Annotated in this window: 12 protein-coding genes; 8 read left to right on the forward strand and 4 right to left on the reverse strand. The window is 72.9% G+C overall.

All coding sequences use genetic code 11. The features are described from left to right. Positions 1-75 precede the first annotated feature (75 nt). Together ACTMS2_RS17395 and ACTMS2_RS17400 are read right to left on the reverse strand one after the other, a co-directional pair. Positions 76-1,629: a ricin-type beta-trefoil lectin domain protein gene (locus ACTMS2_RS17395; protein ID WP_441176305.1), complete on the reverse strand. Its 1,554-nt coding sequence runs from the start codon at positions 1,627-1,629 to the stop codon at positions 76-78. Between the two features lie 191 nt (positions 1,630-1,820). Then, the gene (locus ACTMS2_RS17400) at positions 1,821-2,597 is read right to left on the reverse strand and encodes an IclR family transcriptional regulator (protein ID WP_441176306.1); all 777 of its coding nucleotides are present in this window, start codon (positions 2,595-2,597) and stop codon (positions 1,821-1,823) included. Positions 2,598-2,651: 54 nt separating this feature from the next. On the opposite strand from ACTMS2_RS17400, the gene eda reads away from it, so the two are divergent. Continuing rightward, positions 2,652-3,317 (forward strand): bifunctional 4-hydroxy-2-oxoglutarate aldolase/2-dehydro-3-deoxy-phosphogluconate aldolase, encoded by a 666-nt coding sequence (eda, locus tag ACTMS2_RS17405; RefSeq protein ID WP_441176307.1) that lies wholly within the window; start codon positions 2,652-2,654, stop codon positions 3,315-3,317. Positions 3,318-3,320: 3 nt separating this feature from the next. Next, complete coding sequence (locus ACTMS2_RS17410) at positions 3,321-4,415, forward strand: sugar kinase (protein WP_441176308.1); 1,095 nt, start codon at positions 3,321-3,323, stop codon at positions 4,413-4,415. A 111-nt stretch (positions 4,416-4,526) separates the two neighbouring features. On the opposite strand, the gene ACTMS2_RS17415 is transcribed toward ACTMS2_RS17410, so the two are convergent. Then, complete coding sequence (locus ACTMS2_RS17415) at positions 4,527-5,327, reverse strand: crotonase/enoyl-CoA hydratase family protein (protein ID WP_441176309.1); 801 nt, start codon at positions 5,325-5,327, stop codon at positions 4,527-4,529. A 131-nt stretch (positions 5,328-5,458) separates the two neighbouring features. Here ACTMS2_RS17415 and ACTMS2_RS17420 point away from each other — a divergent pair, with 131 nt between their 5' ends. The 3 genes from ACTMS2_RS17420 (at position 5,459) to ACTMS2_RS17430 (ending at position 7,369) form a co-directional block, all read left to right on the forward strand. After that, complete coding sequence (locus ACTMS2_RS17420) at positions 5,459-6,490, forward strand: MBL fold metallo-hydrolase (RefSeq protein ID WP_441176310.1); 1,032 nt, start codon at positions 5,459-5,461, stop codon at positions 6,488-6,490. Between the two features lie 95 nt (positions 6,491-6,585). Beyond that, positions 6,586-7,218: a CG0192-related protein gene (locus ACTMS2_RS17425; protein WP_441176312.1), complete on the forward strand. Its 633-nt coding sequence runs from the start codon at positions 6,586-6,588 to the stop codon at positions 7,216-7,218. Positions 7,219-7,246: 28 nt separating this feature from the next. Next, positions 7,247-7,369: a hypothetical protein gene (locus tag ACTMS2_RS17430; protein WP_441176313.1), complete on the forward strand. Its 123-nt coding sequence runs from the start codon at positions 7,247-7,249 to the stop codon at positions 7,367-7,369. Positions 7,370-7,451: 82 nt separating this feature from the next. Here the strand turns inward: ACTMS2_RS17430 and ACTMS2_RS17435 are convergent, their stop codons facing one another. After that, a complete protein-coding gene (locus ACTMS2_RS17435) occupies positions 7,452-8,600 on the reverse strand; it encodes an endonuclease (protein ID WP_441176314.1) in 1,149 nt (382 codons plus the stop codon). Between the two features lie 277 nt (positions 8,601-8,877). Here ACTMS2_RS17435 and ACTMS2_RS17440 point away from each other — a divergent pair, with 277 nt between their 5' ends. From ACTMS2_RS17440 to ACTMS2_RS17450, 3 genes are all read left to right on the forward strand, one after another. Then, positions 8,878-9,960: an NYN domain-containing protein gene (locus ACTMS2_RS17440; RefSeq protein ID WP_441176315.1), complete on the forward strand. Its 1,083-nt coding sequence runs from the start codon at positions 8,878-8,880 to the stop codon at positions 9,958-9,960. A gap of 158 nt (positions 9,961-10,118) precedes the next feature. Then, a complete protein-coding gene (locus ACTMS2_RS17445) occupies positions 10,119-11,468 on the forward strand; it encodes an extracellular solute-binding protein (protein ID WP_441176316.1) in 1,350 nt (449 codons plus the stop codon). A 10-nt stretch (positions 11,469-11,478) separates the two neighbouring features. Continuing rightward, positions 11,479-12,429 (forward strand): carbohydrate ABC transporter permease, encoded by a 951-nt coding sequence (locus ACTMS2_RS17450; RefSeq protein WP_441176317.1) that lies wholly within the window; start codon positions 11,479-11,481, stop codon positions 12,427-12,429. The last annotated feature ends 56 nt before the right edge of the window (positions 12,430-12,485 follow it).

Consider the following 12,485-nt stretch of genomic DNA (forward strand, 5'->3'; position numbering starts at 1 on the left):
TTGGCAACTGCGCCGGCGCGACGTCTCTCGCGGCGACGGCGGGACGAGCGGCGGTGACCCGGCGGCGGGACCGGGTCAGCCGCGCCGCCACTTCTGGTTGGCGCCGCCGACGCAGTCCCACAGGTGCAGGCGGGCGCCGTCGGAGTTGTTCCACTCCTTGATGTCGACGCACTTGTTCGCCTGCGGGTTGACCAGGTCGCCGGCCGCCGAGAGGACGAACTGCTGGGCCGGGTTGCCGCTGCAGTTGGCGATCTGGATCGTCGCGCCGTTGGCGGTGGAGCCCCAGGCCACGTCCATGCACTTGTTGTTCTGCGTACGCAGCGTGCCGCCGGTGAAGGTCCACGACTGCGCGGCGGTGCCGTTGCAGGTCCAGGTCTGCAGGGGCACCCCGTCGGAGAAGTTGGAGTTCGGCACGTCGATGCAGCGGTTGTTCCAGTTGCTGATCAGCCGGCTTCCGCCGCCGCCACCGGTGGTCACCAGGGTCAGTCCGTAGACGCCGAGGATCTCGTTGACCGGCTGGAACCAGGTCGTGCCGCCCGTGGAGCAGTTGCCGGAGCCGCCGGACGTGACGCCCTGGGCCTGGTTGCCGGAGACCCAGGCGCCGCCGGAGTCGCCGCCCTCGGCGCAGGCGTTGCTGCGGGTCAGGCCCGACACCGCGCCCTGCGGGTAGTTGACGGTCTCGTTGCGGCCGAGGATGGTCCCGCAGCGCCAGCCGGTCGTACGCCCGGAGCGGCAGACCGAGCTGCCGATCGCCGCGTCCTGCGAGCCGGCCACCGTCACGTTGCCGCCGGCGTAGTTGTTCACCCAGGGCTGGGGCGTCCAGGAGCCGTTGGTGCGTACCCATCCGTAGTCGTTGCCGGGGAACGAGGAGCCCGCGAACGTGCCCTGCGAGACGTTGTTGAAGCCGAGGGTGGGGCTGCCGACGCCGCCGCAGTGGCCGGCGGTGACGAAGCCGCCGACGACCGCGAAGCCGACCGAGCAGAGCGTGTTGCCGTTGATGACGTACTGGTCGCCGCCCCGGATGTCGTAGAGCGGGCGCGGCGCGTCGCGGGAGGTGACCACCCGGATCGCGTCCGTGGGGACGCCGCTGGCCCTCGCGTACGCGATCGCCTCGTCGGCGGCGCCGGGCCGGGCCGACACGACGACGCTGTTGCCGGCGACGTCGACGTGCCAGCCGTGCACGTCGCGGGGCTCCGCGGCGGCGGAGCGCCGGTCGAGGGCGCGCTTGACCGTGTCGAGGGTGCGCTCGCTGCGGGCGACGACCGTGACGTCGGCGCCCTCGGCGCGGACGGTCGGGGCGAGCGCCGCGTCCGTGACGGCGACGGTGAGGCGCTGCCCGCCGGACGGGATCCAGGCGCCGGCGAAGGCGGGGCCGAGCTTCGCGCGCAGGCGTCGCTCGACCACCGGCGCCGCCGCCTCGGTGCGCAGGCGTTCGTCGACCTGGGCGGGGGTGAGGCCGAGGTCGCGGCGCATCGCCTCGACCAGGGCGGGGCTGAGGTCGACCGTGGCCGCCGCGGCGGGGGCCGGGGCGGCGGGGGGAGTGTCGCTCGCGTGGCCCGCCGCGGGGGCGAGGCCGACGAGCAGCAGGGCGGTGGCGACGGGGGCGAGCACGCGCAGTCTTCGAGACAAGGAGATCCTCCCGGGGGTGCGGCGAGGGGTGGCGGACGGGTGCAGAGAGCGCTCTCTGAGAGAAGTCTGTCGATGTCCCGTCGCATCTGTCAAGAAGGTTGCCAGTTGTGGTCCGGCTGTCGCCCTCGGCGACGGCGTCGGGCCGCCCACCTCGGCCCCGTCGAGGGCGGCGGGGCCGGGAGGGCGTCGGATCAGGCGGTGGAGAGCAGGCCGCGCGCCGCCTGGACCTGCTCGACGGCCCGCCGGAGGGCGGCGACGATGCGGTCCTCGCCGGCGGCGTCGAGCCGGGCCACCGGAACCGACAGGCTGATCGCGTCGGTGGCCGGCGCCGCCAGGGGTACGGCCGTCGCGAAGCAGACGATGCCCTCGGTGTTCTCCTCGCGGTCGACCGCGTAGCCGCGCTCGCGGACGGCGGCGAGCTCGGCGCGCAGTGCCTCGCGGTCGGTGACGGTGTGCGGGGTGAGCGCGGGCAGCGGCCAGCTCAGCAGTTCGTCGAGCGCGTCGTCCGGGCGCTCGGCGAGCAGCGCCTTGCCCAGGGCGGTGGCGTGCGCCGGCAGTTGCCGGCCGATCGCGCTGTAGAGCCGCAGCGGGTGCACCGACTCGCGCTTGGCGAGGTAGACGATGTGCGCGCCGTCCAGCCGTCCGAGGTGGACGGTCTCACCGAACTGCCGGGACAGGTCGTCGAGTACCCCGCCGAGCAGGCCCACGGTGTCGTCGCTGGTGAGGTACGCGGCGCCGACCTGGAGCGCGCGCACCCCCAGCCCGAACCGGGTGCCGGTCGGGTCGCTCTCCACCCAGCCGCGCTGGGCCATGGTGCGCAGGATGCCGTGCAGGCTGCTCTTCGGGATGTCCAGCGCGCGGGCCAGGTCGACCAGCGAGCGCCGCTGCGGCGAGGCGGCGAGCGCCTCGAGCACCTCCAGCGTCCGGGTGGAGGACTTCACCGGTTGGAACCCGCCGGGCAGCGTCATGGGCGCCACTCTAGCGGGGTTGACAGGCCGGGCGGCACGGCTAGGGTCACATATGTGACTGGCGTACAGAATGATGAACAGAGACATGCGGTCGTCGCGGCCGTCGGTGCGGCCCGGATCCTGCCGGTCGTCGTGCTGGACGCCGCCCGCGACGCCGCCCCGCTGGCCGACGCCCTCGTCCGCGGCGGGCTGCGCTCGGCCGAGGTGACGTTCCGCACCGACGCCGCGGCCGAGGCGATCCGCGTCATGTCCGAGCGATCCGACCTGCTCGTCGGCGCCGGCACCGTGCTGACCCCCGCCCAGGTCGACCGGGCCGTCGAGGCGGGTGCCCGGTTCGTCGTCACCCCCGGCTTCTCCCCGAAGGTCGTCGCGCGCTGCCAGGAGCGGGGCGTGCCCGTCTTCCCCGGCGTCGCCACCGGTACCGAGATCCAGATGGCCCTCGACGCCGGGCTCGACACGGTCAAGTTCTTCCCCGCCGAGCAGCTCGGCGGCGGCGGGATGATCAAGGCGCTCGCCGCGCCGTTCCGCTCGGTGCGGTTCATCCCGACCGGCGGGGTCAACACCGCCAACCTCGCGGACTACCTCGCCCTGCCCGCCGTGCTGGCGGTCGGCGGCACCTGGATGGTCGCCCCCGACCTGATCGCCGCCGGGCGCTGGGACGAGGTCGCCGCCCGCACCGCCGCGGCCGTCGAAGCCGCCCGACCCACCGTGGAGGCCTGAGCCGTGCTGTCGATCCGTCCGGCCGGCGAGTGCCGGTACGACCTGGTCTCCCTGGGCGAGATCATGCTGCGGCTCGACCCGGGCGAGGGTCGGGTGCGCACGGCGCGCACCTTCCGGGCCTGGGAGGGCGGCGGCGAGTACAACGTGGCACGCGGGCTGCGCCGCTGCTTCGGGCTGCGGACCGCCGTGGTCACCGCGTTCGCCGACAACGAGGTGGGCCGGCTGCTGGAGGACCTCGTACTCCAGGGCGGGGTGGACACGTCACTGGTGACCTGGCTGCCCTACGACGGCGTCGGCCGCGCCGTGCGCAACGGGCTCAACTTCACCGAGCGCGGCTTCGGCGTCCGGGGTGCCGTCGGCACCTCCGACCGCGGCCACAGCGCCGCCAGCCAACTGCGGGCCGACCAGGTGGACTGGGACCACCTGTTCGGCACGCTGGGGGTGCGGTGGCTGCACACCGGCGGCATCTACGCGGCCCTGTCCGAGACCACCCCGGAGACGATGGAGGCCGCGATGGCCGCCGCAGCCCGGCACGGCACCGTCGTCTCGTACGACCTCAACTACCGGCCCAGCCTGTGGAAGGCGGTCGGCGGGCAGGACCGCGCGCGGGAGGTGAACCGCCGGCTCGCCCGCTACGTCGACGTGATGATCGGCAACGAGGAGGACTTCACCGCCTCGCTGGGCTTCGAGGTGCCCGACACCGACGCCTCCCTGTCGCAGCTGGAGGTGGCCAACTTCAAGCGGATGATCGAGGCGGCCACCGAGGCGTACGACAACTTCAAGGTCGTCGCCACCACCCTGCGTACGGTGCGCACCGCCACCGTCAACGACTGGGGTGCGATCGCCTGGGGCGACGGGCGTTTCGTCGAGGCGACCCACCGGCCCGGCCTGGAGATCATGGACCGGGTCGGCGGCGGCGACAGCTTCGCCTCCGGCCTGATCTACGGCCTGCTGAAGAAGGGCGACCTCGCCACGGCCGTCGAGTACGGCGCGGCGCACGGCGCGTTGGCGATGACCACGCCCGGCGACACCTCGATGGCCAGTCTCCGGGAGGTCGAGGCGCTCGTGCGGGGCGCCGGCGCGCGCGTGCAGCGCTGAACCCGCCGGGGCTGCGCCGCACCCGGGAGGCCGGTCGGGGCCGGTCGACGACCCGACAGCCGCGGGACGGCCAGCTCCGGCGGCGCAGCCGTCACCGGCCGGCCGGCCCGCTCACTCCCCGGTGAAGTGCGGGTCGCGCCGGTCGAGGAAGGCCCGGACCGCCTCCTCGTGGTCGCGGGTCTGGTGCGCCAGCGCCTGCATCGCGGCCGAGAGCTCCAGGATGCTGTCGAGGCTCTGGTGCTGGGCCTCGCGCAGCAGCTTCTTGGCCATCCGTACGGCGTGCGGGGGGTTCGCGGCCACCCGGTCGGCCAGCCGGCGCGCCTCGCTGAGCAGCTCCCCGTGCGGCACGACCCGGGAGACCAGCCCCCAATCGAGGGCGGTCGCGGCGTCGACCCGGTCCCCGGTCAGCGCCATCTCGGCGGCCCGCGCGGCCCCGACGGCGCGGGGCAGCAGCCAGGCGCCGCCGTCGCCGGGGATGATGCCGAGCTTGACGAAGCTCTCCGCGAAGAACGCCCGCTCCGAGGCGATCCGCAGGTCGCACATGAGCGCCAGGTCGCAGCCGGCGCCGACCGCCGCCCCGTTGACCGCCGCGATGAGCGGCACGTCGCACGCGTACATCGCCCGGGGGATCCGCTGGATGCCGCGGCGGTAGCCGTCGCGCAACTCGTGCGGGGCGCCGCCGAAGAGGCCGACCCGCTCCGCCATGTCCTTGACGTTGCCGCCGGCGGAGAAGGCACTGCCGGCGCCGGTGAGGATGACCGCCCGGACCGTCCGGTCGGCGTTGACCGCGTCGACCCGGGCGACCAGGGCGTCGATCACGTCGTCGCCGGAGATGGGGTTGCGGGCCTCCGGCAGGTTGATCGTCCACGTCTCCACGTGCCCGTCCCGCTCGACGAGAACCGGGTCGTCCACGCGCGTCTCCTCGGTGTGCTGCTGATCTGGCCTGTCCCCGAAACCAACCACACGCCCGGCGGGCCCGGCAAGGCGGGGTGCGCGGCGGCCGGCCGCCCGGGGCGCGCCGCGCCGGGGCTATGGTCGGCGTCATGGCCCCGGACACCGGCAACCGCGACGACTGGACCAGGCCCGGGACGTACGAGGTCGCCCCCGGCGTCCATCGCGTACCGCTGCCGCTGCCCAACGACGGCCTGCGCGCGGTGAACGTGTACGTCCTGCGCGACGACGACGGACTCGTCCTCGTCGACTCCGGCTGGGCGGTCGCCGAGGCGAGGTCCGCGCTCGAGGCGGCGCTCAAGGAGCTGGACTGCTCGCTGGCGGACGTACGCCGGTTCCTCGTGACGCACGTCCACCGCGACCACTACACGCAGGCCGTGCACCTGCGCCGTGAGTACGGCACGCGGGTGAGCCTCGGCGCCGGCGAGCGCGCGAGCCTGACGGTGTCCATGACCCCGCACCGCAACCCGCTCGCCGAGCAGCTCGACCACCTGCGCCTGCTGGGCGCCGGTGAGCTGGCCGACACCCTGGCGGAGCTGACCGGGGTGCGGCTGAGCACCGAGGACTGGGAACTGCCGGACGACTGGTTCCACGACGGTCAGCGGATCACCCACGGCGAGCGCACCCTGCACGTCGTCGAGACGCCGGGCCACACGCGCGGCCACGTCGTCTTCCACGACACCGGCTCGGCCCTGCTGTTCGCCGGTGACCACGTGCTGCCCACCATCACGCCGTCGATCGGGTTCGAGGCCGCCCTCTCCGCGAACCCGCTCGGCGAGTTCCTGGGCTCGCTCGCGCTGGTCCGGCGACGACCGGACGCGCGGCTGCTCCCGGCGCACGGGCCGGTGACGCCCAGCGTGCACGCGCGGGTCGACGAACTCGTCGCGCACCACGGCGCGCGGCTCGACGAGACGGAGGCCGCCGTCGCCCGTGGGGCGAGTTCGGCGTACGAGGTGGCCGCCCAGTTGCGCTGGACCCGGCGCGAGCACCGGCTGGGCGACCTCGACGTGTTCAACGCGATGCTCGCGGTCACCGAGACGGCGGCGCACCTGGAACTCCTGGTCGCCCAGGGCCGGCTGACCCGCTCCGACGCCGGGGGAGTGCGTCGCCACGCCACCGCGTGACCGCGCCGCGGGTACGGGACCCGGCGCCTCGGGGCGGGGCCGTCGGGCGCGGGCGGGTCAGCGGGGAGTACGGCCGTGCCCCTACGATGCGACGTATGGCGCTGCTGCACCGGGCGGAGATGCACCCCACCAAGTTCGCACTGCTGGCGGCGTGGCTGCCCGGCCGACCGTGGTACCAGGGGGCGGCCGGCGCCGACGTCGAGCGCGTGGCGTCCTACCGGTTCGACGATCCGGCCGGCGCCGTCGGCGTCGAGACGCTGCTCGTCAGGGCCGGCGACGGGCCGGTCCACCAGGTGCCGCTGACCTACCGCGGCGCGCCCCTCGACGGCGGCGACGACTGGCTCGTGGGCACCACCGAGCACTCCGTGCTCGGCCGCCGCTGGGTCTACGACGGCTGCGCCGACCCCGTCTACGCCGCCACGCTGGCGGCGGCCGTCCTCGCCGACGCCGGGCAGGCGGAGGAGTACTTCGAGGTCGACGGCCGGCGCGAGCACCGTGAGCCCACGATGGACATCGCCGGCAGCGGCACCCGGGGCGCCGAGGTCCCACCCGTCGGCGCCGTACGCCGCGTGGTGGAGGACGACTTCACCCTCATCGTCACCGATCCCGTGGAGTTGGCCGTCGTGCGCCGTCTCGACGGCGGCACCGCGTCCGACGGCGCCGTGCTGACCGGCACGTGGAGCGACCAGCCCACCCCGCTGCCCCTGGCGTACGCCCGCCTGCGCTGAGCGCAGCCTCGTCCACGAAGGGCGGGACATGCTCGTGCTGCTCAGCGCCTCGATCAACCTGGCGGTCAGCCGGCCGGTGGGACCGAGGAGCCTGCCCTTCGTCCCGGAGCCGGCGGGCGGCCGGGTGGTGGTCGCCGGGGCGACCGGCTGACCGGTGCGACCCGGCCCGGCCCGTCACGACGCGCGGCCGGTCCCGGGATCGGGGACCGGCCGCGACGTCGGGCGGGGACGGCTCAGCCCCAGATGGCGCCCGCCCACTCCGGGTGGTCGACGAACGGGTTCCGGTTGCCCTGCCAGCGCTCGTAGATCCGCTGGTTGCGGCGCTTCTCGAACGCGTCCGGCGGGTCGGCCTGGTTCCACTGGAGCAGCACCGACATTCTGCCGTGGTACGGCGCGGTGCCGTTGTTGACCGACTGGTTCAGTTCCAGGTTCGGCCAGCCGTCGGTGCCCTCGTACCGGATCGCCATGTACATGATCATGCGTGCCACGTCGCCCTTGACGGCGTTGCGCGGCTCCCACGAGTCGGCGTCGGTGTAGCAGCCCGGCGCCTCGGTGACCGGGCTGCCGCCGTTGTCGAAGTCCTTGTTGCCGCGCGTCGAGTTGACCGAGACGTCGGTCGGCCGCAGGTGGTGCACGTCGGTTCCCGGCCCGGTCGCGGTGCCGAAGTCGCCGTGCGACTTGGCCCAGACGTGCTCACGGTTCCAGTCGTTGACGCCGCCGCCGTTGCTGGTCTTGCTCTGGGAACGACCGGTGTAGAGCAGGATGACGTTGCTGCTGTTCGCCGGGTCCTGGTCGGTGTCGCGCAGCGCCTCCCACACCTGGTCGTAGGAGAGCTTCGTCTGCACCTTGATGATCGAGTGCAGCGAGCTGCGCAGCGCCGCGCCGGACTTGCCGACCGCGTTGGCGTAGTAGGTGGAGTCGTAGTCGCCGCCGGGTACCGGGGTGGTGGTCGGGACCGGGGTCGGCGACTGGCTCGGCGAGGGAGCGGTGCCGCCGAGGGTCATCGCCGTCGGGTTCTTCAGGCCGCCGTGGCTGAAGTAGGCGGTGAGCGCGCCGGTGGCGGTGACCCGCTGGCCCCGCAGGCCCGGGTTGGTGAGCAGCCCGAACGTGCTGCGGTAGGCGGTGGTGACCTGGACGTAGAGCATCCGGCTCGGCCCGGTCTCGGCCGCCGTGTCGGCGATCGCGATCGCGGTGTCCGAGGTGAAACCGGACCTGAGCACCGTCGTGCTGCTGGTCGGCTGGCCGATGACGTAGCCGGTCACGGTGGCCGTCCGACCGTCCTGCGCGGCGAGCGCCTGGGCCACGGTCAGGGTGGTGGCGGCCGACGCCGCCGCCGTCACCGCCACGGGCGCCACCAGCACGACGGCCAGCGCGATCGCCATCGCCAGCCTTCTGGGCCCCGAGCGGGCACTGCTCCTCATATTCATGAGCAGCGATGCTAGCGGTGCGGGCGTGAACGCCGGGAGAGCGGGAGCGCAACTTTCGGCCAGCGCCTCGTCGGCGCGTACCTGACCACCGGGCGGAGCACCGGCCGGAGCATGCTACCCGGGCGTCGGACCGGCGCTCAGGTAGGTCAGGGTCGCCAGCACCCGGCGCTCACCGCGCCGGGCGGCGACGGACCGGGCGGCCCGGCGCCTCGCCGGGGGTAGGCTGACCTGCGTGGATCACGAAGACCGCATCGCCCTCTTCCTCGACTACGAGAACCTCGCGCTGGGGGCCCGCGACCATCTCGGCGGGGTGGCCTTCGACTTCCGCCCCATCGCCGACGCCCTCGCCGAGCGCGGCCGGGTGGTGGTGCGCCGGGCGTACGCGGACTGGTCCTACTTCGACGAGGACCGGCGGATGCTCACCCGCTCGCACGTCGAGCTCATCGAGATTCCCCAGCGGATGGGGGCGTCGCGCAAGAACGCCGCCGACATCAAGATGGCCGTGGACGCCGTGGAGCTGGCCTTCGAGCGCGGGTACATCTCGACCTTCGTCATCTGCACCGGCGACAGCGACTTCACCCCGCTGGTCCACAAGCTGCGCGAGCTGAACAAGCGCGTCATCGGCGTCGGAGTGGAGAACTCGACCTCGGCACTGCTGCCGCCCGCGTGCGACGAGTTCCTCTACTACGACCGGCTGGAGGGCGTCGACGTCCCTCCCGCCCGGGTCCGGCGCGGGCGCCCGGCCCGCCTGCCCAGCCCCGACGTGCCGCGGGTGGAGCAGGAGCCCGAGCCCGAGGCGCAGCCGGCGGCCGAGGAGGCCGCCCGGGACGTCGACACGCTCGCCGTGCTCGTGGCCCAGACCGTCGCCGGCCTCCAGGGCAGTTCGAGCGGCGAGGTGACCGCCTCGACGTTGAAGCGCACCCTGCTGCGCAAGGACCCGACGTTCAGCGAGTCCGACTACGGGTTCCGCACCTTCGGGGAGCTGCTGCGGCACCTCGCCGGGCACAACGTGGTCGAGCTGGCGGAGGGGCCCGCCAAGGGTGACCCCGAGGTGTCCCTGCCCGAGCACGGCGACCGCGAGGTGGCGTTCGGGCTGCTCGGCTCGGTGGTGGCGGACCTCGCCGGCGACGAGGGCGCGGTGGCCCTCTCCGGCCTGAAGAACCAGCTGCGCCGGGCGCGGCCGGACTTCAGCGAGAAGAAGCTGGGCTACCGCAGCTTCCTCCAGTTCTGCAAGGCGGCCGCCACCAGCGGCGTCGTCGACCTGCGGTGGAGCCCCGAGGCCGACGACTACCTCCTCACCCCCCGGGCCGCCTGAGCAGCTGCCGCCCGGCGTCGTTGCGGACGCTCCCGTTTCGACTTGTGTTTCCCACAAACGCCAATTCCTCCTTGAAAGACGTTTAGCGCGGTCGTTGACCGGAGAAGTGCCGGTCCGAGCGGGCATCGTCGCCCGCCGATTGGCAGGAGGAAGAGTCAATGACACGGATGGTGCGTGCTGCCGCGCTCGTCGGGGTGCTCGCCCTGGCGGTCAGCGGATGCGGAGGCGTCGGCGGGGACGGCGACGAGGGCGGTGGTACCGCCACCGAGGGCACCCTGTCCACGATGGGCTTCGGCCTCTCCGACGAGATCGCGACCACGCGCGTCGACGCGTTCAAGCGCGACAACCCGGGCGTCGACCTGAAGATCACCGAGGGGGCCTTCGACGAGCAGCAGTTCCTCTCCGCCGTCGCCTCCGGCAACCCGCCCGACCTGGTCTACATGGACCGCAAGCTGATCGGCACCTACGCCAAGCGCGGCTCCATCCAACCGCTGACCGACTGCGTCGACAAGCAGGACATCGACATGGGGCAGTACCGGCCGGCGGCGAAGGAACAGGTCACCCTCGACGGCACCGTCTACGGCGTCCCCGAGTTCTCCAGCGTCCGGGTGCTCTACCTCAACGAGGCGCTGCTGCGGCAGAAGGGCCTGACCGTCGACGACGTCGACCTCGCGAACTGGGCCGGGCTGCCCGCGCTCAACGCCAGGCTCGCCACCGTCTCCGGGGGTCGGCTCTCCCGCATCGGCATCGACCCGAAGATCCCCGAGTTCCTGCCCATGTGGGCCAAGGCCAACGGCGTCGACATGCTCTCCGCCGACGGCACGAAGGCCAACCTCGACGACCCGAAGGTGGTCGAGGCGCTCACCACCGGGGTCAGGCTGATCCAGGACCAGGCCGGCTGGGGCAAGTTCAAGTCCTTCCGGGACACCTTCGACTTCTTCGGCGCGCAGAACCCGCTCGCGAAGAACCAGATCGTCGCCTGGCCCATGGAGGAGTGGTTCCTCAACCAGGCCGCCAAGAACACCCCGAAGGCCGAACTGGTGGTCAAGCCGTTCGTGGACCGGCAGGGCAAGCCGGTGACCCTCTCCTCCGGGCTGGCCTGGGTGGTCCCCAAGGGCGCGAAGAACCCGGACGCCGCGTGCGCGTTCATGAAGAAGGTCACCGCCACCGACACCTGGGTCGCCGCCGCCAAGGCCCGCGCCGACGCGCGCAAGGCCGCCGGCCAGCCGTTCACCGGCGTCTACACGGGCAACGTCGCCGCCGACAAGCGGATCTTCGACGAGTTGTACCAGCCCACCGGCAACAAGCGCTTCGACGACGCGGTGGCCACTATCCGCTCCGTGCAGGACGCCGCCTTCGCGATGCCGGCCTCGCCCGCCGGCGCCGAGTTCGACAAGGCCTGGACGGACGCGGTCAACCGGGTCCTCTCGGGCCAGGCGCCGCCGGCGGAGGCGCTGGCCCGCGCCCAGCAGGAGGCGACCGCCGCCCTCGACAAGGCCTCGAAGTAGGCCCCGGGGGATGGCCACCACCACCGTCCCCGCTCCCACGGGCCGGCGGCGTCGTACGCCGCTGGCCCGGCGGGAGGCGCGCTGGGCGTACCTTTTCCTGGCGCCGTGGATCGTCGGGTTCCTGATCTTCAACGCCGGGCCGATGATCGCCAGCGCCTGGCTCAGCCTCACCGAGTACGACGCGATCAACGCGCCCCGGTACACCGGCCTGGACAACTACCGGGAGCTGATGTCCGACCCGATGGTGGCGCGCAGCCTGGGCAACACCGTGTACTACACGCTCCTGCACGTGCCGCTGGTGATGGCGATCTCGCTGGGGCTGGCGCTGCTGCTCAAGCGGGTCGGGCGGTTGCAGGGCTTCTTCCGTACCGTCTTCTACCTGCCGGTGATGACCCCGGCGGTGGCCGTGGGCATCCTGTTCCTGCTCCTGCTCAACACCCAGGACGGCCTGATCAACCGCGGCCTCGCCCTGATCGGGATCGACGGCCCGAGCTGGACCACCGACCCGGACTGGGTGATGCCCGGCATCGTCCTGATGGGCCTGTGGAGCCTCGGCTCCACCGTGATCATCTATCTCGCCGCTCTGCAGAACGTGCCGCGCGACCTGTACGAGGCGGCGAGCATCGACGGCGCCGGCGGCTGGGCCCGGTTCCGGCACGTGACGCTGCCGATGATCTCGGGCGCGCTGTTCTTCACGCTGATCGTCAACACCATCTCGTCGCTGCAGATGTTCACCGAGGTCTACACCATGTACTTCGGCAACCGGCAGACGCAGGGATCGTTCAACAGCGACGCCGCGTCGTTCTACGTGATCCACCTGTTCCAGGAGGCGTTCCAGTTCCTGCACATGGGCTTCGCCTCGGCGATGGCCTGGCTGCTCTTCGTGATCATCCTGATCATCACGCTGGTGCAGGTGAAGCTCGGCAACCGGTTCGTGTACTACGAGGGGGACCAGCCGTGACGGTGGACAGCAGGCGGCGTGGAGGGGTGGCCCGGCGGCCGACCGAGGGGAGCCGG

Source organism: Micromonospora sp. SD12, from assembly GCF_052068495.1.
GTDB classification, from domain to species: domain Bacteria; phylum Actinomycetota; class Actinomycetes; order Mycobacteriales; family Micromonosporaceae; genus Micromonospora; species Micromonospora echinofusca.

Bases quoted from the DNA above. Each gene is read 5' to 3' on its own strand.
- ACTMS2_RS17400 (WP_441176306.1), bottom strand. From the start codon at position 2,597: ATGACGCTGCCCGGCGGGTTCCAACCGGTGAAGTCCTCCACCCGGACG.
- ACTMS2_RS17420 (WP_441176310.1), top strand. From the start codon at position 5,459: ATGGCCCCGGACACCGGCAACCGCGACGACTGGACCAGGCCCGGGACG.
- ACTMS2_RS17425 (WP_441176312.1), top strand. From the start codon at position 6,586: ATGGCGCTGCTGCACCGGGCGGAGATGCACCCCACCAAGTTCGCACTG.
- ACTMS2_RS17430 (WP_441176313.1), top strand. From the start codon at position 7,247: ATGCTCGTGCTGCTCAGCGCCTCGATCAACCTGGCGGTCAGCCGGCCG.
- ACTMS2_RS17435 (WP_441176314.1), bottom strand. From the start codon at position 8,600: ATGGCGATCGCGCTGGCCGTCGTGCTGGTGGCGCCCGTGGCGGTGACG.
- ACTMS2_RS17445 (WP_441176316.1), top strand. From the start codon at position 10,119: ATGACACGGATGGTGCGTGCTGCCGCGCTCGTCGGGGTGCTCGCCCTG.
- ACTMS2_RS17450 (WP_441176317.1), top strand. From the start codon at position 11,479: ATGGCCACCACCACCGTCCCCGCTCCCACGGGCCGGCGGCGTCGTACG.